This window comes from Streptomyces sp. NPDC040589 (assembly GCF_055594445.1).
On record NZ_JBVIWP010000002.1, the window covers coordinates 853,423 to 874,964 of the forward strand.

The window sequence follows — 21,542 nt, forward strand, 5'->3', positions numbered from 1 at the left end:
CCCCGGAGGTTCGATGTCCTGGTTCAGCTGTTGAACGCCGCGTCGAAGGACGCGCTCGGTGGGTCGAAGTCGAAGGCCTTCAGCCGGGTCAGCGCCTCGGGCGCCCCCTGGAGCCGGTCCATGCCGGCGTCCTCCCACTCGACCGAGACCGGGCCCTGGTAGTCGATGGAGCGCAGCATCCGGAAGACGTCCTCCCACGGGACGTCGCCGTGCCCGGCGGAGACGAAGTCCCAGCCGCGCCGCGGGTCGCCCCAGGGCAGGTGGGAGCCGAGCCGGCCGTTGCGTCCGTCGAGGCGCTTGCGGGCCTCCTTGCAGTCGACGTGGTAGATCCGGTCGCGGAAGTCCCAGAGGAAGCCGACCGGGTCGAGGTCCTGCCACACGAAGTGCGACGGGTCGAAGTTGAGGCCGAAGGCGGGGCGCCGGCCGACCGCCTCCAGCGCGCGGACCGTCGTCCAGTAGTCGTAGGCGATCTCGCTGGGGTGCACCTCGTGCGCGAACCGCACGCCCTCGGCGTCGAAGACGTCCAGGATCGGGTTCCAGCGGTCGGCGAAGTCCTGGTAGCCGCGTTCGATCATCGCGTCGGGAGCGGGCGGGAACATGGCGACCAGATGCCAGATGGCGGAGCCGGTGAAACCGATGACGGTGTCGACACCGAAGGCGGCCGCGGCGCGCGCGGTGTCCTTCATGCGTTCCGCGGCCCGCTGCCGTACGCCTTCCGCGTCTCCGTCGCCCCACACCGCGCCCGGCACGATGGCCTGGTGGCGTTCGTCGATGATGGCGTCACAGACGGCCTGGCCGACGAGGTGGTTGGAGATGGCCCAGCACTTGAGGCCGTACTTGTCGAGCAGAGCCCGGCGACCGTCGAGATACCCCGGGTCGGAGAGCGCCTTGTCGACTTCGAAGTGGTCGCCCCAGCAGGCGAGTTCGAGGCCGTCGTAGCCGAAGTCGCGGGCGAGCCGGCAGACCTCCTCCAGGGGCAGGTCCGCCCACTGGCCGGTGAACAGCGTGAACGTACGCGGCATCCGCGTCAGCCTCCTCAGAGGGCGATCGGCGTGTAGACGGAGTTCTTCTCCGCGCTCTCCTCGACCGCCGCGAGCACGCGCTGCACCTGCAGCCCGTCGGCGAAGGAGGGTTCGGGGCGGCGGCCCTCGGCGACGGCGTGGACCAGGTCGCGGGCCTGGTGGACGAAGGTGTGCTCGTAGCCGAGGCCGTGGCCCGGCGGCCACCAGGCGTCCAGGTAGGGGTGGTCGGGTTCGGTGACGAGGATCCGGCGGAAGCCGGCCTCCGCGCCCGGCTCGGTGCCGTCGTGGAACGACAGCTCGTTGAGCCGCTCAAGGTCGAAGGCGAGCGAGCCGCGCTCGCCGTTGAGCTCGATGCGCAGGGCGTTCTTTCGGCCGGTCGCGTAGCGGGTGGCCTCGAAGGAGGCCAGGGCGCCGGAGGGGAAGCGGGCGGTGAACAGGGCGGCGTCGTCCACGGTGACCTGGCCGGTGCCGGCCGAGGAGACCGCGGCCAGGCCGCTCGTGGCGCCGGTGGGCAGCGGCCGCTCCCGTACGAAGGTCTCCGTCAGCGCGGAGACGCCCGCCAGCCGCTCCCCCGTCAGGTACTGCGCGAGGTCGATGATGTGCGCGCCCAGATCGCCGAGCGAGCCCGAGCCGGCCTGCTCCCTGCGCAGCCGCCAGGTCAGCGGGAACTCCGGGTCGACGAGCCAGTCCTGGAGGTACGTCACGCGCACGTGCCGCAGCCTGCCCAGGCGGCCCTCGTCGACCATCCGGCGGGCCAGGGCGGTGGCCGGCACCCGACGGTAGTTGAAGCCGACCATCGCCACCTGGCCGCGCGCGTACGCCTCTTCGGCCGCGCGTTCCATCGACGCGGCTTCCTCGACGGTGTTGGCTAGGGGCTTCTCGCACAGGACGTGCTTGCCGGCGGCCAGGGCGGCGAGGGCGATCTCGGCGTGGCTGTCGCCGGGGGTGCAGATGTCGACGAGGTCGATGTCGTCCCGTTCGACCAGGGCACGCCAGTCGCTCTCGGTGGACGCCCAGCCGTGCCGGTCGGCCGCCGCCCGCACGGCGTTCCGGTCCCGGCCGCAGATCGCGGCCTGAACCGGGTTCAGCGGCAGGTCGAAGACGCGGCCCGCGGTGCGCCAGCCCTGGGAGTGGGCGGCGCCCATGAAGGCGTAGCCCACCATCCCCACGCGCAGGGGTGGCTTGCCTGCCTCCTCGGTCCCTTCTGACTGCTGCTGCGGCTGTCCCATGTGGGAGTCCTCCTCGTCCTGGTCGGGGTCGCGCACGTGGGGGGTGCGGGGGCGGAACCGGTCACTGGAAGCCGGTGGGCATGTACTGGTCGACGTTGGTCTTGTCGACGACGGCCGAGTAGAGCGTGATCGACGCGGGGATCTCGAACTCCGCCATGCCGCCGACGCCCTTGCCCTGGCCGAGGGCGCGGGCGAGGTCGATCGCGGAGGCGGCCATGGTCGGCGGGTACAGAACCGTCGCCTTGAGCACGCCGTCGTCCTGCTTGATGGCCTGGAAGGCGGAGAGCGCGCCCGCGCCGCCGACCATCAGGAAGCCGTCGCGCCCGGCCTGCTCGATGGCCCGCAGCGCGCCCACACCCTGGTCGTCGTCGTGGTTCCACAGCGCGTCGAACTTGGACTGGGCCTGGAGCAGCTGGGCCATCTTGGCCTGGCCGGACTCGACGGTGAAGTCGGCGGCCTGGCGGGCGACCTTCTTGATGTTGGGGTAGTTCTTCAGGGCGTCGTCGAAGCCCTTGGTGCGCTGCTTGGTCAGCTCCAGGTTGTCCAGGCCCGCCAGTTCGATGACGCGGGCGCCCGACTTCCCCTTGAGCTTCTCGCCGATGTAGTGCCCGGCGTTGAGGCCCATGCCGTAGTTGTCGCCGCCGATCCAGCAGCGGTATGCCTGCGGGGTGTTGAAGATCCGGTCGAGGTTGACGACCGGGATGCCCGCGCGCATCGCCTTCAGCCCGACCTGGGTGAGGGCCTTGCCGTCGGCGGGCAGCACCACCAGGACGTCGACCTTCTTGTTGATGAGGGTCTCGATCTGGCCGATCTGCTGGGCGGTGTCGTTGGAGCCCTCGGTGATCTCCAGCGTGACGTCCGAGTACTTCTCGGCGCGCTCCTTGGCGTTGTCGTTGATGGCGTTGAGCCAGCCGTGGTCGGCCTGCGGTCCGGCGAAGCCGATGGTGACCTTCTTGCCCGGCTTGTCGTCGGCGGCGGGCTGGTCGTTGCCGGCCGGCTCGTCCTTGGAGTCGGAGGGCTCGTTGCTCGTGCAGCCGGTGAGGAGGGCACCGGCGGAGACGGCGGCGGCCCCGAAGAGCAGTCCTCTGCGGCTCGTGATCTCTGTCATGGCGGTGAACCCTTTCCTCAGGTCGTGCTCGCGGTACGGCGCTGGACCAGCACGGCGGCGACGATGATCGCGCCCTTGGCGATCTGCTGGACGTCGCTCTGCAGGTTGTTCAGGGCGAAGATGTTGGTGATCGTGAAGAAGATCAGGACGCCGAGCACGGAGCCGGTGATGGTGCCGCGGCCGCCGGTGAGCAGCGTGCCGCCGATGATCGCGGCGGCGATGGCGTCGAGTTCGTAGAGGTTGCCGTTGGTGTTCTGGCCCGAGCCGGACAGGACGATCAGCAGGAAGGCGGCGATGCCGCAGCACAGCCCGGACAGCAGATAGAGGTAGAGCCGCTGGCGGCGTACGTCGATGCCGGCGAGCCGGGCGGCCTCCGGGTTGCCGCCGACGGCGACGGTGCGGCGGCCGAAGGTGGTGCGGTTGAGCACCAGCCAGCCGATGACCGTCACGGCGGCGAAGACCAGGACCAGGGGCGGGATGCCGAGGATGTAGGCGTCGCGTTCGCCCAGGTCGAGGACGGAGGGCACGGTGACGATCTGTGTCTTGCCGTCGGTGATCTGCAGGGCGAGGCCGCGGGCGGAGGCCAGCATGGCGAGGGTGGCGATGAACGGCACCATCGCGCCGTAGGCGATGAGCACCCCGTTGACCAGGCCGCAGCCGACTCCGACGATCATCGACGTGAAGAGGATTCCGGCGAAGCCGTACTCCTGGGTGGCGACCGTGGTCGCCCACACCGAGGCGAGGGCGACGATCGCGCCGACCGACAGGTCGATGCCGCCGGAGACGATGACGAAGGTCATGCCGACGGTGACGACGCCGACCACGGAGGCCTGGGTGAGGACGAGTTGCAGGTTGCGGGTGTCGAGGAACTCGTCGGGCTTGGTGATGCCGCCGACGAGGATCAGCGCGGCGAGCACGCCGAGCAGGGAGAGGGTGCGGACGTCGGCGCGGGCCAGCAGGCCGCGCCAGGCCGGGGGCTGGGCCTGGGGCACCTTGGCGGTGCTGTCCCGCGGCGGGGAGACGGGCTGCGTCATGACGCCGGGCTTCCTTCCATGACCAGGTCGAGTACGCGGTGTTCGTCGAGTTCGCGCGCGGGTGCCGTGTGGACGACACGGCCCTCGCGCAGCACCAGGACGCGGTCGGCGAGGCCGAGTACCTCGGGCACCTCGCTGGAGACCAGCAGCACGGCGAGGCCTTCGTCGGCCAGCCGGCGGACCACGGCGTACAGTTCGGCGCGCGCGCCGACGTCGACGCCGCGGGTGGGTTCGTCGAGCAGCAGCACCCGGCAGCCGCGCAGCAGCCAGCGGGCCAGGACGGCCTTCTGCTGATTGCCGCCGGACAGGGTGCGCACGGGAACGGAGGGGTTGTCCGGCCTGAGCGACAGCTCGCGCGTCGCGGCCCGGGCGGCACCGAGTTCGGCACCCCGGTCGATCCATCCGCCGCGCGAGAAGCGGGACATGGAGGAGACCGACACATTGCGGGTGACGGACTCCAGCATCAGCAGGGCCTGGGCCTTGCGTTCCTCGGGGGCGAGTCCGAGTCCGGCCCGGACGGCGGCCCGTACGCTGCCCGGCTTCAAGGGCCGTCCGTCGACCAGTACCTGACCGGACGTCGGTTTGCGGGCCCCGTAGACGGTCTCCAGGATCTCGGAGCGGCCCGAGCCGACGAGTCCGGCGAGGCCGACGATCTCGCCGGGCCGCACCTCCAGGTCGAAGGGCTCGAACTCCCCCTGGCGGGCCAGCCCTTGAATCCGGAGAACCGATTCTCCGGTCGGCGGGGAGACGGGCCGGTCGGGGAAGACGTACTCGACGTTGCGGCCCGTCATCAGTGCGACGACCTCGCGGGTCGGTGTCGACTTCGCCGGAAGCCCGTTCGCGACGGCCCGCCCGTCCTTCAGCACGGTGACCCGGTCGCCGATGCGCCGGATCTCCTCCAGACGGTGCGAGATGTAGACGACGGCGACTCCGGCGGCGGTGAGATCGCCGACGATGCGGAAGAGGTTGTCGACCTCGTCCGGGTCGAGGGCGGCGGAGGGCTCGTCCATCACGATGAGCCGCACGTCGTGGGAGAGCGCCCGCGCCATGGACACGATCTGCTGCTGCGCGGCCGACAACTCCCCGACCAGGCGGGCCGGATCGACCTCCGGATGCCCGAGTCGCTTGAGGAGCCGAGCGGTCGACTCGCGTGCCGTCTTCCCGCGTACGACGAACCCGGCGGCGGTCGGCTCATGACCGAGGTGGACGTTCTCGGCGACCGACAGATGCTCGACCAGGTCGAGTTCCTGGTAGATGGTGGCGATGCCGAGGCGCATGGCGGCGATCGGCGAGCGGAGCGTGACCTCCTCGCCGCGCCAGCGGATGGTGCCGGTGTCGGGTTGGTGGGCACCGGCCAGGACCTTGATGAGGGTCGACTTGCCGGCGCCGTTCTGGCCGAGCAGACAGTGCACCTCACCGGCCTGGACGTCGAGGTCGACGCCGTCGAGCGCCCGGACTCCGGGGAACGACTTGGTGATGCCGGACATGCTGAGCAGCGGTGGTTCTGGTGCCATGCGAATTCCCCTTGGCGGGCGTGCGGGCCGGTTTCAGGGCGCTTTTCGAACAGGCGTGATCAGGGCAGGGCAGGGCAGAGCAGCGGATCGTGCGGGTGAGCCTGTCGTACGAGTGCTTACGCAGGTGAGAACAGGTGATCGCTGATGAGCCGGGCCGCGCCGATGACACCGGCGGCGGGTCCCAACTCGCCCAGGACGATGGGCAGATTGCCGGTCGCCAGCGGCAGCGACTGGCGGTAGACCTGGGTGCGGATCGCAGCGAGCAGCGTGTGGCCGAGGCCGGTCACCCCGCCGCCGATCACCACAAGGCCCGGGTTGAAGAAGCTGACCAGGCCGGCGATGACCTGGCCGGTGTGATTGCCGCCCTCGCGGATCAGGTCGAGTGCGGTGGCGTCGCCCGCGGCGGCCGCGGCGGCGACGTCGACGGCGGTGAGGCCGCCGTTCGTCTCCAGCCGCGATGCCAGTTCGGCCGAAAGCCCCTGCTGGGCGGCCTCCGTGGCGTCGCGGGCGAGGGCCGCCCCGCTGAAGTGGGCCTCCAGGCAGCCCCGGTTGCCGCAGGCGCAGGGACGGCCGTCGGGCACGGCCTGGATGTGCCCGATGTCGCCGGCGCTGCCCGTCGTACCGCGGTAGACCTCACCGCCGACGACGATGCCGCAGCCGATGCCGGTGCCGATCTTGACGCAGAGGAAGTCGGCGACGGTGCGGGCGACGCCCGCGTGCTGCTCCCCCATCGCCATGAGGTTCACGTCGTTGTCGACCATGACCGGGCAGCCGAGTTCCTGGCTGAGCGCCTCCCGCACGGGGAAGCCGTCCCAGCCGGGCATGATCGGCGGTGCCACCGGGATGCCCTCGGGGAAACGGACCGGGCCCGGCACGCCGATACCGGCGCCGTCGAACCCCTCCGCGAGCCCGGAGGCCTTCAGTTTCGCGGCCATGGCCAGGACCTGCTCGAAGACCGCGACCGGACCTTCGCGTACGTCCATGGGCTGGTTGATGTGGCCGAGGGTCTCCAGTTCGGCGTTGGTGACGGCGACGTCGACCGAGGTCGCGCCGATGTCGACGCCGAGGAAGCGCAGACCGGGGTTGAGCCGGATGTTGTGGGAGCGGCGGCCACCGCGCGAGGCGGCGAGTCCGTCGGCCACGACCAGCCCCGTCTCCAGCAGCCGGTCCACCTCCACGGCGAGCTTGGACCGCGAGAGGTCGACCTGGTCGCCCAGCTGGGCACGGGAGTTGGGTCCGCCGTCGCGCAACAGCGTGAGCAGTCGGGCCTGGTGGGCGTTTCCGGGTCGTGCGGTCATACGTCTCACGAGCCCCTCCCCGCCTCGATCGGCCTGTGCGCGCCGGTTTTCCGCCACATCAGTGGCTTGCTTTCGAAGGGAACGTAGCAGCGGCTGCCGGAGGTGGGAAGAAGTCGCGCAGGAATTGCCCTCTACTTTTTCCACTCACAGGACAAAGACACGAAGGGCGGGTCTTACGTGGCAGGTAATCGACCGTGAGCGCGGCCCAGGTCAGGCTGGCACCAGCACGCGTCGTCGACGTCCGGAGGTCCCCATGAGCGACACCCCTGCCCCCGAAGCACTGGTGAAGGCGGTGCCCTTCGCCGGGAAGCTGGGCATCGCCCTCGAGGAGGCCACCCCCGCCCGGGTCAGGGCCGTGCTTCCCTGGGCTCCGGAGTTGTGCACGGTGGGCGGAGCGCTGCACGGGGGAGCCCTGATGGCGCTCGCCGACACGGCCGGCGCGGTCTGCGCTTTCCTCAATCTGCCGCCGGGCGCGGGCACCTCGACGGTCGAGTCGAAGACGAACTTCTTCCGCGCCATGCGGTCGGGCGTCGTCCGCGCCGAGGCACGGCCCGTTCACGTGGGACGCTCGTTCATCGCCGTCCGGACGGACCTGCACGACGAGGACGGCACCCTGGTGGGCCAGACGACGCAGACCCAGGCGGTGCTGGCAGCCGGCTGAGGGCCCTACGAACGCGCCCGCGCGTGGTACGACCGCCGCGTGTGCTCCGTGTGTTCGCGCATCAGCTGGGTGGCCCGCCCTTCGTCCCGGTCGGCGATCGCCGCGATCAGTTCGCGGTGCTCGATCCAGGACTGGTGGCCGCGCCGGCGGGCCACCGGCGTGTAGTACCAGCGCACGCGGCGGTCGACCTGGGCGGCGAGTTCGGCGAGGACGGCGTTGCCGGCGAGCTCCATGATCTTGGCGTGGAAGCGGGCGTTCATGGCGACGGCGCCGTCCACGTCGTCGGCCTCGACGGCCTTCTCGCCCTCCGCGCAGAGGGTTTCCAGGGCGGCGAGGCCCGCGCTGTTCGCGTTGGCCGCCGCGAGGCGGGCCGCCTCGGCCTCCAGGAGCGTACGGACCGTGAGGAGCTGGTCGGCCTCCTCCTCCGTCGGCTCGTGCACGAACGCGCCCTGGGCGGGCCGCAGATCGACCCACCCCTCGGTGTTGAGCCGCTGCAGCGCCTCGCGCACCGGCTGCCGTGAGACCCCCAGATGCCCGGCGAGTTCGCTCTCGACGAGGTGCTGGCCGGGCTGGAGGGCACGCGTGGTGATGAGTTCGAGAAGTGCCTCGTAGACACGGTCACGCAGCGGACCCGGGCGTTCCAGCTTGGGTACCGCCCCCTGGGGCAGGCCTGTCGACAGCATCGCGGTCCCCCTCCTCGGCAGGGCCGTGCACAGCGCGGCGGCAGCCGGTGTCGCCGCAGAGTCAGTATCGATTGTCTTTCGTCTACAGTCTACGGCGCACAAGGGCCAGGGTTTCGGGCAGTTGGCCGCGTCACACCACGGCCGCCTGAGGGCTCAGGGGCAGCGGACGACCTGTCCCGCGTACGACAGGTTCCCGCCGAAGCCGAACAGCAGGACCGGGTCGCCGGTGGAGACCGCGCCCTGTTCGACGAGCTTGGAGAAGGCGAGCGGGATGCTCGCGGCGGAGGTGTTGCCGGACTCGGTGACATCGCGCGCGACGACGGCGTTCACGGCACCGATCTTCTCGGCGAGGGGTTCGATGATGCGCAGGTTCGCCTGGTGCAGGACGACCCCGGCGAGGTCCGCCGGCTCAAGACCGGCCCGCTCGCACGCCCGGCGCGCGATGGGCGGCAGCTGCGTGGTCGCCCATCGGTAGACGCTCTGCCCTTCCTGGGCGAAACGCGGGGGCGTGCCCTCGATCCGCACCGCGCGCCCCATCTCGGGCACCGAACCCCACAGCACCGGCCCGATGCCGGACTCCTCGGCGGCCTCGACCACCGCGGCCCCGGCCCCGTCCCCGACGAGCACGCAGGTACTGCGGTCGCTCCAGTCGGTCACCTCGGACATCTTGTCGGCCCCGATGACCAGCGCACGGCTCGCGCCCCCCGCGCGAACGGTGTGGTCGGCGGTGGCCAGGGCGTGGGTGAAACCGGCGCACACGACGTTGAGGTCCATCGTGGCCGGCTGCGGCATCCCGAGGCGGGCCGCGACCCGGGCGGCCATGTTGGGCGAGCGGTCGACGGCGGTGGATGTGGCGACCAGCACCAGGTCGATGTCGGCGGGGGCGAGGCCGGCCGCCGCGAGGGCCTTGGCGCCGGCGTGGGCGGCCAGCTCGTCGACCGGTTCGTCGGGCCCGGCGATGTGGCGGGTGCGGATGCCCACCCGGCTCCTGATCCACTCGTCACTGGTGTCCACCAGGCCCGCCAGGTCCTCGTTGGTGAGCACCTTGGCGGGCTGGTAGTGGCCGACGGCGGCGATGCGCGAGCCGTTCATGTGGGTGGGTCCCCCTCGTTGCCTTGGGTAGCGTGACCCACCAGTCTGATCAGTGACTCACGGGTACGACGGCAGCCAAGGCAACAGGAAACGAGCACCAGGGTTGTCAGCTTCGGTCAGGACCTCGGACGCCCGGGCACCTGTCGCCGGGGCCCGGTCCCGCCACAGGCCTTACCCGGTGAACAGCTGTGTCGCCTTCCGGACGAGCTCGTACAGCCCGTAGGCGAGCGGTACGCCCACCCACACCCAGGCGAGGGCGATCAGCCACCGCCGGTCCGGGCTAGGCGGACTCTGACTGCTGCTGGACACTCTCGGCCTCCTTCGGCTGCGGGACGTGATGGCGGGGGTGGACGGGCCGGACGAGTTCGTTGGCGACGAAGCCGACGACGAGCAGGCCGATCATGATGACGAACGACAGCCCGTACAGGGACGCGCCGTGCCGGCCCGCCTCCTCCTGCCGGTCGGCGATCCAGTTCACGATGAGCGGCCCGAGCACACCGGCCAGGGACCAGGCGGTGAGCAGCCGCCCGTGGATGGCGCCGACCTGGTACGTGCCGAACAGGTCCTTCAGATACGCCGGGATCGTCGCGAAGCCGCCGCCGTAGAAGGAGAGGATGACTAGCGCGCACAGGATGAACAGCGGCTTGGAGGTGTCGCCGAACAGGGCGATGAGCGCGTACATCAGCGCGCCGACGCCCAGGTAGACGCGGTAGATGTTCTTGCGGCCGATCAGGTCGGACGTCGAGGACCAGCCGATGCGGCCCGCCATGTTCGCCGCCGACAGCAGGGCGACGAAGCCGGCGGCGGCCGTCACGGACACCGGGGTGGAGGTGTCCGCGAAGAAGTCCGTGATCATCGGCGCGGCCTTCTCCAGGATGCCGATGCCGGCGGTGACGTTCATGCAGAGCACGGTCCACAGGAGCCAGAACTGGGGAGTGCGCAGCGCCTGTTTCGCGGATACCTGCGGGCCGATGGGGGCTTGTCGCGCAGTTCCCCGCGCCCCTGAGGCATGAGGCGGAACCCGGACCAACAGCACGCCCAGCAGCATGAAGACGGCATACGACAGGCCGTGCACCAGGAACGCCATCGCGATCCCGGAGCTGTCCCCGCCGAACGACTCCAGCATCTGCGCCGACCACGGGGAGGCGATGAGCGCGCCGCCGCCGAAGCCCATGATGGCGATGCCGGTGGCCATGCCGGGCCGGTCCGGGAACCACTTGATCAGTGTGGAGACGGGCGAGATGTAACCGATGCCGAGGCCGATGCCGCCGACGAAGCCGTAGCCGAACACGATCAGCCAGTACTGCTCCAGGGACGCGCCCAGCGCGGAGAGCAGGAAGCCGGACGAGAAGCAGACCAGGGCGACGGTCATCGCCCAGCGGGGGCCGTTGCGTTCCACGAGCGTGCCGCCGAACGCGGCGGACAGGCCCAGCATGACGATGCCCAGCTGGAAGGGCAGCGCGCTCTGCGTGCCGCTGAGACCGAGCGCGGACTCGAGGGGCGGCTTGAACACGCTCCAGGCGTAGGCCTGGCCGATGGAGAGATGTACGGAGAGAGCAGCGGGCGGGACGAGCCAGCGGCTCCAGCCCGGGGGCGCGACTGGGGGACTCATGATTCCCGGACGGTAGGCAGTCGCACGGGAGTTGAAAAGGCGGCGCGTCGATCGTATGCGGTGAGCGGTATTCAGCATGCGCCGAACGGTCGCCGCACGGACCCTTGCCGCCCCAACCTCCATACTGTAGACAATATTTCGTCGACACAAGCCGCACGGCGGTTCCTGAGCGGTCGTACGGCAGTCACACCTCCGCGGTATCCCTCAAACCGAACGGAGTGTTCCCGTGAAAGTCGCAGTCCTCGGCGCCGGTGCCATCGGCGCCTACGTCGGCGCCGCGCTCCACCGCGCGGGTGCCGATGTACATCTCATCGCCCGTGGACCGCATCTGGCGGCCATGAGGCAGCACGGAGTCCGGGTGCGCAGCCCGCGCGGCGATTTCACCGCTCACCCCCACACGACCGACGACCCGGCCGAAGTGGGCCCGGTCGACTACGTCTTCCTGGGCCTGAAGGCCAACGCGTACGCGGCGTGCGGGCCGCTGATCGCGCCGTTGCTGCACGGGACGACGGCGGTCGTCGCGGCCCAGAACGGCATCCCCTGGTGGTACTTCCACCGGCACGGCGGCCCGTTCGACGGCCACCGCGTCGAGAGCGTGGACCCGGACGGCGCGGTGAGTGCGGTGCTCGCGCCCGAACGGGCCGTCGGATGTGTCGTCTACGCGGCGACCGAGCTCGAAGGGCCGGGCGTCGTACGGCACTTGGAGGGCACGCGGTTCTCGATCGGCGAGCCCGACCGCAGCCTCTCGGCCCGCTGTCTCGCCTTCAGCGACGCGATGCAGGCCGGTGGGCTCAAGTGCCCGGTGGAGTCCGGTCTGCGGGACGACATCTGGGTCAAGCTGCTCGGCAACATCTCCTTCAACCCGATCAGCGCGCTGGCCCGCGCGACCATGCGGCAGATGTGCCTGCACGGCGGCACCCGCAAGGTCATCGAGATCATGATGACCGAGACGCTCGCGGTCGCCGAGGCCCTCGGCTGCGAGGTCGGCGTCTCCATCGAGCGCCGGCTCGCGGGCGCCGAGCGGGTCGGCGACCACCGCACCTCCACGCTCCAGGACCTGGAGCGTGGCAAGCCGCTCGAACTCGACGTACTCCTCGCGGCGGTCGTCGAGCTGGCGGAGATCACCGGCGTGGAGGTGCCCACCCTGCGCACCGTGCACGCCATCTCGGACCTGCTCGCGCTGAGGAGCGCCGCATGAGGAAACGCGATCGAAGCCCGAAGACCTACACCCGGCTGACCCACCCGCTCGTACGTGATTCCCGCGACGAGCCCTTCCGGCAGGCGAGCTGGGAGGAGGCCCTGGACCGGGCCGCCCGGGGCATCGCCCGCAACCGCGGCGCCTTCGGGATGTTCAGCTGCGCCCGTGCCACCAACGAGATGAACTACGTGGCGCAGAAGTTCGCCCGGGTCGTCATGGGCACCAACAACGTCGACTCCTGCAACCGCACCTGTCACGCCCCGAGCGTGGCCGGCCTGTCGGCGGCGTTCGGCTCGGGCGGCGGGACCTCGTCGTACGAGGAGATCGAGCACACGGACCTCGTCGTGATGTGGGGCTCCAACGCCCGCTTCGCGCATCCGATCTTCTTCCAGCACGTGCTGAAGGGGATCAGGAACGGGGCCCGGATGTACGCGGTCGATCCGCGCCGGACCTCGACCGCCGAGTGGGCGGAGAGCTGGCTCGGCCTCAACGTCGGCACCGACATCCCGATGGCGCACGCGATCGGCCGCGAGATCATCCACGCGGGCCTCGCCAACGAGGCGTTCGTCGAGCGGGCGACCACCGGCTTCGAGGAGTACAGGGCGCTGGTCGAGCCGTGGACGCTGTCGCTCGCCGAGAAGGTGACGGGCGTACCGGCCACCGCCATCCGCGAGCTGGCGCACGCCTACGCCCGTGCCGAACGCGCCCAGCTGTGCTGGACCCTCGGCATCACCGAGCACCACAACGGCACCGACAACGTCCGCGCCCTGATCAACCTGTCCCTGCTCACCGGCCATGTCGGCCGCTACGGCTCGGGCCTGCAGCCCCTGCGCGGGCAGAACAACGTGCAGGGCGGCGGCGACATGGGGGCGATCCCCAACCGGCTGCCGGGCTTCCAGGACATCCTCGACCCGGACACCCGGCTGAAGTTCGAGTCGGCCTGGGACACCGTCATCCAGCCGCACTACGGACTGAATCTCACGGAGATGTTCGAGGCGATGGAGGACGGCGGCATCGAGGCCGTCTACTGCATCGGCGAGAATCCGGCCCAGTCGGAGGCCGACAGCGAGCAGGCCGTACGGCGGCTCAACGCCCTCGACTTCCTCGTCGTCCAGGACATCTTCCTCACGAAGACGGCCGAACTCGCGGACGTCGTCCTGCCGGCCACCGCCGGCTGGGCGGAGACCGAGGGCACGACCACCAACAGCGAGCGGCGGGTGCAGCGCGTCCGCAGGGCCGTCACTCCGCCCGGCGAGGCGCGCGAGGACATCGACATCCTCTGCGACCTCGCGGCCCGCCTCGGCCACGACTGGAAGTACGCCGACGCCGAGACCGTGTGGAACGAACTGAGGTCCGTCTCGCCCGACCACTACGGCATGACGTACGAGCGTCTGGAGGAGCACCAGGGCATCCAGTGGCCGTGCCCCAGCACGGACCGGCTCGAACCGGCCTATCTGCACGGCCGGTTGTGGGAGCCCGACCCCTCGGCACGTGGCCGGCTCGCCCCCTTCGGGATCGTGCAGCACGACCCGCCCGTGGACCTCACCGACGAGCAGTACCCGATCCGGCTGACCACCGGGCGGCGGCTCGACTCGTACAACACCGGGGTGCAGAGCGGTGGTTACGCCTCGCCGCTGCGGCGCGGCGAGTTCATCGAGCTGTGCCCGGAGGACGCCGAGCGCTACGGGGTCGTGGTCGGTGAGCAGGTCCAGGTCACCTCGCGGCGCGGGTCGGTGACCGCGCCCGTGTGGGTGGACACCGCGCTGCGGCCCGGGCTCGCCTTCATGACCATGCACTTCCCCGACGAGGTGGACACCAACGCGCTGACGATCGAGGCGAACTGCCCGATCGCGGGGACGGCGGAGTTCAAGGCGTCGGCGATCCGGATCGAGAAGCTGCCCATCGCGACGATCGTGGGGTGACGCACTGTGGACCTGCACTTCGGTGACAGCAAGCCGACGGACGAGGAACGGGCGGCCGTCGACGCCCTGCTCGGGCCTCCGGAGTCCTCCTGGGAGGGCGCCGATCGCTCCGATGCCGATCTCCGGTGGGCGCGGGGCGGGCGCGCGGCCCGGGACCGCCGCGACCTGCTGTTGCCGGGGCTGCACGCCCTCAACGACCGGATCGGCTGGATCAGCGACGGCGCCCTCGACTATCTGTGCCGGCGGCTGACCGTGCCGCCGGCGGAGGCGTACGGGGTGGCCACCTTCTACGCCATGTTCTCGGTCAAGCCCCGCCCGGCGACCGTGCTCCAGGTGTGCACGGACCTGGCGTGCGCGGCGGCCGGGGCGCCGGAGCTGTGCGCCGGGATCGAGGCCCGGCTCGGTCTCGGCAGCGGTGTGTCGGTCGAGCGCAGCCCGTGTCTGGGTCTGTGCGAACGGGCCCCGGCCGCGCTCGCGATCAGGGCCGGGGATCCCGTGCGTACGGCGGTGCCGGCGCCGGCGACCGTCGAGAAGGCCGTCCTCGCCGCGAGCGCCCCCGACTCGGCGCCGGAGGAGCCGCCCGCCGCCCTGGCGGTGCCCCAGGCCGGGCAGGACGGCCTGATGCTGCTCCACCGCGTCGGCGTGGTCGACCCGGCGTCCCTCGACGACTATCGCGCCCACGGCGGCTACACGGCCCTGCGCCGGGCCTTCGAGCTGGGCCCGGCCGGGGTCATCCGCGAGGTCACCGACTCGGGCCTGGCCGGGCGCGGCGGAGCCGCCTTCCCGACCGGCCGCAAGTGGCAGGCCACGGCGTCCCAGCCGGACCATCCGCACTACCTCGTCTGCAACGCCGACGAGTCGGAGCCGGGCACCTTCAAGGACCGCGTGCTCATGGAGGGCGACCCGTACGCGCTGGTGGAGGCGATGACGATCGCCGCGTACGCGACCGGCGCCCACCGGGGATATCTGTACCTGCGCGGCGAGTACCCGCGCGCCCTGCGCCGGCTGGAGCACGCGATCGCGCAGGCACGCGCGCGTGGACTGCTCGGTGACGACATCCTCGGCCAGGGCTACGCCTTCGACATCGAGATCCGGCGCGGCGCGGGCGCCTACATCTGCGGTGAGGAGACGGCCCTGTTCAACTCCATCGAGGGCTACCGGGGCGAGCCCCGCTCGAAGCCGCCGTTCCCGGTGGAGAAGGGCCTGTTCGGCAAGCCGACGGTGGAGAACAACGTCGAGACGCTGGTCAACGTCCTGCCGATCCTCACGATGGGCGCCCCGGCCTACGCGGCGATCGGCACGGACCGGTCCACCGGGCCGAAGCTGTACTGCGTCTCGGGGAGCGTGGAGCGGCCCGGTGTCTACGAGCTGCCGTTCGGCGCGACGCTGGGCGACCTGCTCACGCTCGCCGGGGTGCGGGACGGGCTGCGGGCGGTACTGCTCGGCGGGGCGGCCGGCGGCTTCGTCCGGGCCGACGAGCTCGGCGTTCCGCTCACCTTCGAGGGGACGCGGGAGGCCGGCACGACGCTCGGCTCGGGGGTCGTGATGGCCTTCGACGACAGCGTGCCCCTGCCCCGGCTCCTGCTGCGCATCGCCGAGTTCTTCCGGGACGAGTCGTGCGGGCAGTGCGTGCCCTGCCGGGTCGGGACCGTGCGGCAGGAAGAGGCGCTGCACCGGATCGTGGAGCGCACCGGCGCCGACGCCGCCGGGGACATCGCGCTGCTGCGGGAGGTGGGCCGCGCGATGCGGGACGCCTCGATCTGCGGTCTCGGGCAGACCGCGTGGAACGCCGTGGAATCCGCCATCGACCGTCTGGGGGCGTACGAATGACCGTCACACCGCTGGGGATCCCGCGCCGGCTGCTGGAGTTCACGCTCGACGGGGAGCCGGTGCGGGCACCCGAGGGCTCGACGATCCTCGACGCCTGCCGGGCCGCCGGGAAGGACGTCCCGACGCTGTGCGAGGGCGACACGCTCCGGCCCAAGAACGCCTGCCGGGTCTGCGTCGTCGAGGTGGAGGGGGCCAGGACACTCGTGCCGGCCTGCTCCCGCAAGGCCGAGCCCGGCATGGAGGTGCGCACGGACACCGAACGGGCCCGGCACAGCCGGAAGATCGTCCTCGAACTGCTCGCGTCCTCCGTGGACCTGTCGACGACGCCGAAGGTCGCCGCGTGGCTCAAGGAGTACGAGGCGAAGCCCGACCGCTTCGGCCCCGACGCGGCCCGGCTCAACGAGGAACCGAAGGTCGACAACGACCTGTACGTGCGCGATTACGACAAGTGCATCCTCTGCTACAAGTGCGTGGACGCCTGCGGCGACCAGTGGCAGAACACCTTCGCGATCTCGGTCGCCGGGCGCGGTTTCGACGCCCGGATCGCCGTGGAGCACGACGCGCCGCTGACCGACTCGGCGTGCGTGTACTGCGGGAACTGCATCGAGGTGTGCCCCACGGGTGCGCTGTCCTTCAAGTCCGAGTTCGACATGCGCGCGGCGGGTACGTGGGAGGAGTCGCGCCAGACGGAGACGACCACGGTGTGCGCGTACTGCGGAGTGGGCTGCAACCTGACGCTGCACGTGCAGGACAATGAGATCGTGAAGGTCACCTCGCCGCACGACAACCCGGTGACCCACGGCAATCTCTGCATCAAGGGCCGCTTCGGCTACCAGCACGTACAGAACCGGGGCTGATCAGGACATGGGACGGGTCACGGAACGACGCAAGGTACTCCGCATCCGGGACGGGGTGGTCTCCAGCCGCCCGGACACGCTCGTCGCGGAGGAACCCCTGGAGATCCGGCTCAACGGCAAGCCCCTGGCGATCACCATGCGCACCCCGGGCGACGACTTCGCCCTGGCTGCGGGATTCCTGGTGAGCGAGGGGGTGCTGGGCGGGCAGGACGACCTCCAGAACATCGTCTACTGCGCCGGGGCGACGGCTGGGGGCACCTCCCGCTCGAGCGGAGCCGAGAGTGGGGGAGGCTCGAACACCTACAACATCGTCGACGTGAAGACGGCCCCCGGCGTGGTGATCCCCGACATCACGCTGGAGCGGAACGTCTACACCACCTCCTCCTGCGGCCTGTGCGGCAAGGCGTCGCTGGACGCGGTGCGCACGACGGCACGGTGGCCCATCGCCGACACTCCCCCGGTCCGGGTCACCCCGGAGCTGCTGGCGAGCCTGCCCGACCGGCTGCGCGCGGCCCAGCGGGTCTTCGACCGGACCGGGGGCCTGCACGCGGCGGCGCTGTTCTCCGAGGAGGGCGAGCTGCTGGACGTCCGGGAGGACGTCGGCCGGCACAACGCGGTCGACAAGCTGGTCGGCCGCGCCCTGCAGAACGGGGACCTGCCGCTGTCGCGGACGATCCTGCTCGTCTCGGGCCGGGCCTCCTTCGAGCTGGCACAGAAGGCCGTGATGGCCGGCCTGCCGGTCCTGGCCGCGGTGTCGGCGCCGTCGTCGCTTGCGGTGGATCTGGCCGCCGAGACGGGCCTGACGCTGGTGGGCTTCCTGCGGGGCGGCTCCATGAACGTGTACGCGGGTGAGGACCGGATCGCTCTGCGGGCCGCGGCCGCCCAGGGCTGAGCAGGTTCCTCCGCGACACGGCGGCGGGGCCCCGACCGGCGGGGAGCGCCCCCTGCGCCGCAGGGGCCCCGTCTCAGGCGGGAGGCGACGTCTCACGCCTTCAGTCGGCGGTGCCGGATATCCGGCGCAGCATCCCGGTGAACTGTTCGCGTTCGGACGCCGACAGCGGGGCGAGCAGCTCGTCGTTGGCGGCCCGGGCCGCCTTCTCGCAGCGCTTGAGCAGCCGGGCTCCCCGTGGGGTGAGGGACACCGCGTTCTTGCGGCGGTCCCTCGGGTCGGGCTCGCGCAGCACCAGGTCCGCGGACTGGAGGTCGTCGAGGATGCCGACCAGGTCCTTGGGGTCGAGCCGGATCCCGCGGCCGAGGTCGGCCTGGGCGACGGGCCCCAGGTCACGGACGGCGGACAGCACCACGTGGTGCCACATCCTCATGTCCTCCTCGGCCAGCGCCTCTGCCACCAGGGTCCGGCCGCGGGCGGCGGCGCGGCCGAGCAGCCAGCTGGGCAGGGAGCGGATCGCGGGGAGAGGGGCTTCCGACATGGCCGCAGCCTAGCCAAGAAATCGTTGGTCCTTCCTATGATCGTCCTATACCGTTGGGCTCCCCAATGAATTCGTTGGGATGACCAATGACTCCGGAGGTGCGATGCGCCGCGTCCGCTACGAATCCCGAGGCGGCCCCCTGTTCGTGGAGGAGGCTCCGGTCCCCGAGCCCGGCCCCGGAGAACTGCTCGTACGCGCGCAGGCGATCGGCGTCACGCTCCCGGTCGTACGCAAGGTCACCGAGGCGGCCGAGCCCGTCCCGCTCGGCGGCGAGATCGCCGGGGAGGTCACGGCCGTCGGCGAGGGCGTCACCCGCTTCGGCACCGGCGACCGCGTGACCGGGCTCTGCTTCGGCCACGGCTACGCCGACTTCGCCCTCCTGCACGAGGCCATGGCCTCCCCGGTCCCGGACGGTGCCCGCGCCGTCGACGCGGTCGCCCTGGTCCGCAGCGGCCTGGTCGCCCTAGGCGCCCTGGCGGCGGCACGGCCCGAGCCCGGCGAGGCGGCCCTGGTCACGGCGGCGGCGAGCGGCGTCGGCCATCTGGCCGTTCAGCTGGCCAGGACGCGGGGCGCCGGACGGGTCGTGGGGGCCGTTTCCGACCCGGCGAAGACCGGCTTCGTCCGCGGCCTGGGCGCCGACCACGTCGTCACCTACGGCGAGGACGGCTGGGGCGCCCCGGTCGACTACGCCCTGGACGCGGTCGGCGGAGAGTTGCTCACCCCGGCCCTCGGCGCACTCGCCCCGGGAGGACGACTGGTGGCGTACAGCTCGGGCGGCGGCACCGTCCGGGCACACGACCTGCTCGTGGGCGCCAAGTCGGTGATCGGGTTCCAGATGGCCCGTATCGCCCGCGGGCAGCCGGAGTTGTATGAGCGGTGGCGCGAGGAGCTGTGGCGGCTGTTCGCGGCGGGAGAGATCGAGCCCGCCGTCCACGGGGAGTTCGCCCTGGCGGACGCCGCGAAGGCACACGGGGAGATCGAGGCGCGGGCCAACCGCGGAAAGGTCGTCCTGATCCCCTGACGCACGCTTCTTGTGGGGGGTCTGTGAGTCCAAGTACCGTCTGTGGCCCCACACATGGGACGTGGGATGTCCGGTTGTCCGCATCAGCTGCCCGGATGTCCGTTCCCATGGCTCGGTGGTCCAGCCGACAGACGCATGAAGGGCAGGTCGCACCATGCCGTCAAGTCTTCGCGCACGTCTGAGATCCACCCTGACAGCCGTTCTCGCCGCCGCCGCGCTGCTCGCGCCGGCCCTCCCCGCCCAGGCCCGACCGGCCACGGCCTTACCGGAGTTCGAACAGCAGGTCCTCTTCAAGGCCTCCCAGGACCCCGGCTACGCCTGCTTCCGCATCCCGGCGATCGTGCGGACCACGAGCGGCACGCTGCTCGCCTTCGCCGAGGGCCGCGTCCTCAACTGCGGTGACGCGGCCGACATCGACCTCGTCCTCAAGCGCTCCACCGACGGCGGCCGCACCTGGGGACCGCTCCAGGTCGTCACCGAGGGCGCCGGCGACACGCACGGCAACCCGGCGCCCCTCGTGGACCGCAGGACCGGCCGGATCCTGCTGGCCGAGACGTACAACACCGGCCGTACGGACGCCGGGAACTGCACCGTCCCCTGCGACCGCACCCCGCATCTGCAGTACAGCGACGACGACGGCAGGACCTGGTCGAAGCCGCGCGACCTGAGCGACCAGATCCTGCCCGCGCACTGGAACTCCTGGTACGCGACCGGGCCCGTGCACGGCATCCAGCTCACCCGCGGCAAGCACGCCGGGCGGCTCGTCTTCGGTGTCAACACCGAGACGTGGGACGGCAGCCGGGTCACCGCGAACCACGCCGCCCTCATCGTCAGCGACGACGGCGGCGACCGCTGGCGGGTCGGCGCCACTGACTCCTGGCCCATAGCCCAGGACGGCACGTTCCGGCAGAAGCCGTCCGAGGTGACGCTCACCGAGCGCACCGACGGCGCCGTCCTCGTCAGCGGCCGGGAACAGGACGGCACCGATCTGGGCCACCGTGCCCAGACCCTCAGCCGGGACGGCGGCGACAGCTTCGCCACGCCCTTCCGCGACCTCCCGGACCTCTACACCCCGCAGGTCCAGGGCGCGACCGTACGCCTGGGCGACCGGCTCCTGCTGTCCGCTCCGGCCGACCCCGACCGCCGCCGGACGATGATGGTCCGCTCCTCCTACGACGGCGGGCGCACCTGGGACACCGTGGACCGGGGCACGGTCGTCACCACCGACTGGTCCGGCTACTCCGACATGGCGGCCGTCGACGGCACGACGGTGGGCCTGCTGTACGAGGGCGGCGCGGTCGACGCCCGCGACGAGATCCGCTTCGCCCGCTTCACCGAGGACTGGCTGACACCGCGCCGGGGCCCCGACCCGACCACCCGCGACGCCGCGTCGGCCACGACGCCCGCGGCCGTGCTCGGCGGTGCCGCCCGGACCACCGGTGTGCGCGGCGGCGCGCTGTCCTTCGACGGCACCGACGACGCGGTACGGCTGCCGTACCGGTCCCGGCTCCCGCTCGGCGAAGGGGACTTCACCGCCTCGCTGTTCTTCCGCTACACGGCCACGACCGGCGAACAGCCCTTCCTGTGGATGGGCGGCATCGGCAGCACCCAGCCGCAGATCTGGCTGCGCGGGGAGCCGGCGAGCGACCGGGTCCGAGGGCTCATCACCACCCGGTCGGGCGCGACGACCGTCAGATCGGCCTCGGTGTGGACCGACGGCGCCCACAACGACGGCGGCTGGCACCATCTGGCGCTGCGCCGGGGCGGGGGGAAGCTGACGCTCCTCCTCGACGGTGCGCCGGTCACCACCACGGACGTGCCGGGCTCGGTCAGCCGTAACTCCCCGTTCGGCGTGCACGTCGGCCAGCGGATGGACAGCAGGGCGTTCCTCAGCGGGGCCATCGACGACGTCCGCGTCTGGAACCGGGCTCTGTCCGACGAGGAGTTGGCGTCGGGTGCCGCGGGAGCGTCCGCCAAGGGCACCGTCCTGTGGCTGCCCATGGACCAGGTGAGCGGCAGCAACTAACGTCA

Annotated in this window: 19 protein-coding genes; 8 read left to right on the forward strand and 11 right to left on the reverse strand. The window is 71.4% G+C overall.

Annotated elements, in window-relative coordinates:
* Positions 1-23 precede the first annotated feature (23 nt).
* The 6 genes from ACZ58V_RS10825 to ACZ58V_RS10850 form a co-directional block, all read right to left on the reverse strand.
* On the reverse strand, positions 24-1,022 hold the full coding sequence (locus ACZ58V_RS10825; protein ID WP_471289563.1) for a sugar phosphate isomerase/epimerase family protein: 999 nt from the start codon (positions 1,020-1,022) through the stop codon (positions 24-26).
* A gap of 14 nt (positions 1,023-1,036) precedes the next feature.
* Entirely contained in the window at positions 1,037-2,251 is a 1,215-nt protein-coding gene (locus ACZ58V_RS10830) for a Gfo/Idh/MocA family protein (protein WP_468184059.1), read from the reverse strand.
* Between the two features lie 61 nt (positions 2,252-2,312).
* Positions 2,313-3,359 (reverse strand): substrate-binding domain-containing protein, encoded by a 1,047-nt coding sequence (locus ACZ58V_RS10835; protein WP_468184057.1) that lies wholly within the window; start codon positions 3,357-3,359, stop codon positions 2,313-2,315.
* Positions 3,360-3,376: 17 nt separating this feature from the next.
* On the reverse strand, positions 3,377-4,393 hold the full coding sequence (locus ACZ58V_RS10840; RefSeq protein ID WP_468184054.1) for an ABC transporter permease: 1,017 nt from the start codon (positions 4,391-4,393) through the stop codon (positions 3,377-3,379).
* Positions 4,390-5,907 (reverse strand): sugar ABC transporter ATP-binding protein, encoded by a 1,518-nt coding sequence (locus tag ACZ58V_RS10845; RefSeq protein ID WP_468184051.1) that lies wholly within the window; start codon positions 5,905-5,907, stop codon positions 4,390-4,392. Before ACZ58V_RS10845 ends, ACZ58V_RS10840 begins: the two co-directional genes overlap by 4 nt.
* A gap of 116 nt (positions 5,908-6,023) precedes the next feature.
* Positions 6,024-7,205 carry an ROK family transcriptional regulator gene (locus ACZ58V_RS10850; RefSeq protein ID WP_184588398.1) on the reverse strand — a complete coding sequence of 394 codons (1,182 nt, stop codon included), beginning with the start codon at positions 7,203-7,205 and terminating at the stop codon, positions 6,024-6,026.
* 253 nt (positions 7,206-7,458) lie between these two features.
* On the opposite strand from ACZ58V_RS10850, the gene ACZ58V_RS10855 reads away from it, so the two are divergent.
* Entirely contained in the window at positions 7,459-7,866 is a 408-nt protein-coding gene (locus ACZ58V_RS10855) for a PaaI family thioesterase (protein ID WP_468184049.1), read from the forward strand.
* Positions 7,867-7,871: 5 nt separating this feature from the next.
* Here ACZ58V_RS10855 and ACZ58V_RS10860 read toward each other — a convergent pair whose 3' ends face one another.
* From ACZ58V_RS10860 to ACZ58V_RS10875, 4 genes are all read right to left on the reverse strand, one after another.
* Positions 7,872-8,549, reverse strand: a complete 678-nt coding sequence (locus ACZ58V_RS10860; protein WP_468184046.1) for a GntR family transcriptional regulator — start codon at positions 8,547-8,549, stop codon at positions 7,872-7,874.
* 153 nt (positions 8,550-8,702) lie between these two features.
* Entirely contained in the window at positions 8,703-9,641 is a 939-nt protein-coding gene (locus ACZ58V_RS10865) for a beta-ketoacyl-ACP synthase III (RefSeq protein WP_468184044.1), read from the reverse strand.
* 171 nt (positions 9,642-9,812) lie between these two features.
* A complete protein-coding gene (locus ACZ58V_RS10870; protein ID WP_189726171.1) occupies positions 9,813-9,950 on the reverse strand; it encodes an MFS transporter small subunit in 138 nt (45 codons plus the stop codon).
* The gene (locus ACZ58V_RS10875; protein ID WP_468184041.1) at positions 9,922-11,253 is read right to left on the reverse strand and encodes an OFA family MFS transporter; all 1,332 of its coding nucleotides are present in this window, start codon (positions 11,251-11,253) and stop codon (positions 9,922-9,924) included. The genes ACZ58V_RS10870 and ACZ58V_RS10875 overlap by 29 nt, the downstream gene beginning before the upstream one ends.
* A gap of 226 nt (positions 11,254-11,479) precedes the next feature.
* Between ACZ58V_RS10875 and ACZ58V_RS10880 the strand changes: the two genes are divergently transcribed.
* From ACZ58V_RS10880 to fdhD, 5 genes are read left to right on the forward strand one after another with little or no spacing between them, the layout of a single operon-like run.
* Positions 11,480-12,451 carry a 2-dehydropantoate 2-reductase gene (locus ACZ58V_RS10880; RefSeq protein ID WP_471289568.1) on the forward strand — a complete coding sequence of 324 codons (972 nt, stop codon included), beginning with the start codon at positions 11,480-11,482 and terminating at the stop codon, positions 12,449-12,451.
* Positions 12,448-14,373 carry a molybdopterin oxidoreductase family protein gene (locus ACZ58V_RS10885; protein ID WP_471289570.1) on the forward strand — a complete coding sequence of 642 codons (1,926 nt, stop codon included), beginning with the start codon at positions 12,448-12,450 and terminating at the stop codon, positions 14,371-14,373. Before ACZ58V_RS10880 ends, ACZ58V_RS10885 begins: the two co-directional genes overlap by 4 nt.
* A gap of 6 nt (positions 14,374-14,379) precedes the next feature.
* Positions 14,380-16,203 carry an NAD(P)H-dependent oxidoreductase subunit E gene (locus tag ACZ58V_RS10890; RefSeq protein WP_471289572.1) on the forward strand — a complete coding sequence of 608 codons (1,824 nt, stop codon included), beginning with the start codon at positions 14,380-14,382 and terminating at the stop codon, positions 16,201-16,203.
* Positions 16,200-17,060, forward strand: coding sequence for a 2Fe-2S iron-sulfur cluster-binding protein (locus ACZ58V_RS10895; RefSeq protein WP_184588413.1), 861 nt, complete (start codon positions 16,200-16,202; stop codon positions 17,058-17,060). Before ACZ58V_RS10890 ends, ACZ58V_RS10895 begins: the two co-directional genes overlap by 4 nt.
* 7 nt (positions 17,061-17,067) lie before the next feature.
* Entirely contained in the window at positions 17,068-17,952 is an 885-nt protein-coding gene (gene fdhD / locus ACZ58V_RS10900) for a formate dehydrogenase accessory sulfurtransferase FdhD (protein WP_468184031.1), read from the forward strand.
* Positions 17,953-18,052: 100 nt separating this feature from the next.
* On the opposite strand, the gene ACZ58V_RS10905 is transcribed toward fdhD, so the two are convergent.
* A complete protein-coding gene (locus ACZ58V_RS10905) occupies positions 18,053-18,490 on the reverse strand; it encodes a MarR family winged helix-turn-helix transcriptional regulator (RefSeq protein WP_468184028.1) in 438 nt (145 codons plus the stop codon).
* 103 nt (positions 18,491-18,593) lie between these two features.
* On the opposite strand from ACZ58V_RS10905, the gene ACZ58V_RS10910 reads away from it, so the two are divergent.
* Together ACZ58V_RS10910 and ACZ58V_RS10915 are read left to right on the forward strand one after the other, a co-directional pair.
* Positions 18,594-19,511 carry a quinone oxidoreductase family protein gene (locus ACZ58V_RS10910; RefSeq protein WP_471289943.1) on the forward strand — a complete coding sequence of 306 codons (918 nt, stop codon included), beginning with the start codon at positions 18,594-18,596 and terminating at the stop codon, positions 19,509-19,511.
* 154 nt (positions 19,512-19,665) lie between these two features.
* Positions 19,666-21,537, forward strand: a complete 1,872-nt coding sequence (locus tag ACZ58V_RS10915) for an exo-alpha-sialidase (protein WP_471289575.1) — start codon at positions 19,666-19,668, stop codon at positions 21,535-21,537.
* The last annotated feature ends 5 nt before the right edge of the window (positions 21,538-21,542 follow it).

Excerpts from the sequence above, each read along its gene's own strand:
- ACZ58V_RS10840 (WP_468184054.1), bottom strand. The coding sequence starts at position 4,393 with ATGACGCAGCCCGTCTCCCCGCCGCGGGACAGCACCGCCAAGGTGCCC.
- ACZ58V_RS10855 (WP_468184049.1), top strand. The coding sequence starts at position 7,459 with ATGAGCGACACCCCTGCCCCCGAAGCACTGGTGAAGGCGGTGCCCTTC.
- ACZ58V_RS10910 (WP_471289943.1), top strand. The coding sequence starts at position 18,594 with ATGCGCCGCGTCCGCTACGAATCCCGAGGCGGCCCCCTGTTCGTGGAG.
- ACZ58V_RS10915 (WP_471289575.1), top strand. The coding sequence starts at position 19,666 with ATGCCGTCAAGTCTTCGCGCACGTCTGAGATCCACCCTGACAGCCGTT.
- ACZ58V_RS10825 (WP_471289563.1), bottom strand. The coding sequence starts at position 1,022 with ATGCCGCGTACGTTCACGCTGTTCACCGGCCAGTGGGCGGACCTGCCC.
- ACZ58V_RS10860 (WP_468184046.1), bottom strand. The coding sequence starts at position 8,549 with ATGCTGTCGACAGGCCTGCCCCAGGGGGCGGTACCCAAGCTGGAACGC.
- ACZ58V_RS10845 (WP_468184051.1), bottom strand. The coding sequence starts at position 5,907 with ATGGCACCAGAACCACCGCTGCTCAGCATGTCCGGCATCACCAAGTCG.
- ACZ58V_RS10835 (WP_468184057.1), bottom strand. The coding sequence starts at position 3,359 with ATGACAGAGATCACGAGCCGCAGAGGACTGCTCTTCGGGGCCGCCGCC.
- ACZ58V_RS10830 (WP_468184059.1), bottom strand. The coding sequence starts at position 2,251 with ATGGGACAGCCGCAGCAGCAGTCAGAAGGGACCGAGGAGGCAGGCAAG.
- ACZ58V_RS10895 (WP_184588413.1), top strand. The coding sequence starts at position 16,200 with ATGACCGTCACACCGCTGGGGATCCCGCGCCGGCTGCTGGAGTTCACG.
- ACZ58V_RS10865 (WP_468184044.1), bottom strand. The coding sequence starts at position 9,641 with ATGAACGGCTCGCGCATCGCCGCCGTCGGCCACTACCAGCCCGCCAAG.
- ACZ58V_RS10885 (WP_471289570.1), top strand. The coding sequence starts at position 12,448 with ATGAGGAAACGCGATCGAAGCCCGAAGACCTACACCCGGCTGACCCAC.
- ACZ58V_RS10850 (WP_184588398.1), bottom strand. The coding sequence starts at position 7,205 with ATGACCGCACGACCCGGAAACGCCCACCAGGCCCGACTGCTCACGCTG.
- ACZ58V_RS10905 (WP_468184028.1), bottom strand. The coding sequence starts at position 18,490 with ATGTCGGAAGCCCCTCTCCCCGCGATCCGCTCCCTGCCCAGCTGGCTG.
- ACZ58V_RS10875 (WP_468184041.1), bottom strand. The coding sequence starts at position 11,253 with ATGAGTCCCCCAGTCGCGCCCCCGGGCTGGAGCCGCTGGCTCGTCCCG.
- fdhD (WP_468184031.1), top strand. The coding sequence starts at position 17,068 with ATGGGACGGGTCACGGAACGACGCAAGGTACTCCGCATCCGGGACGGG.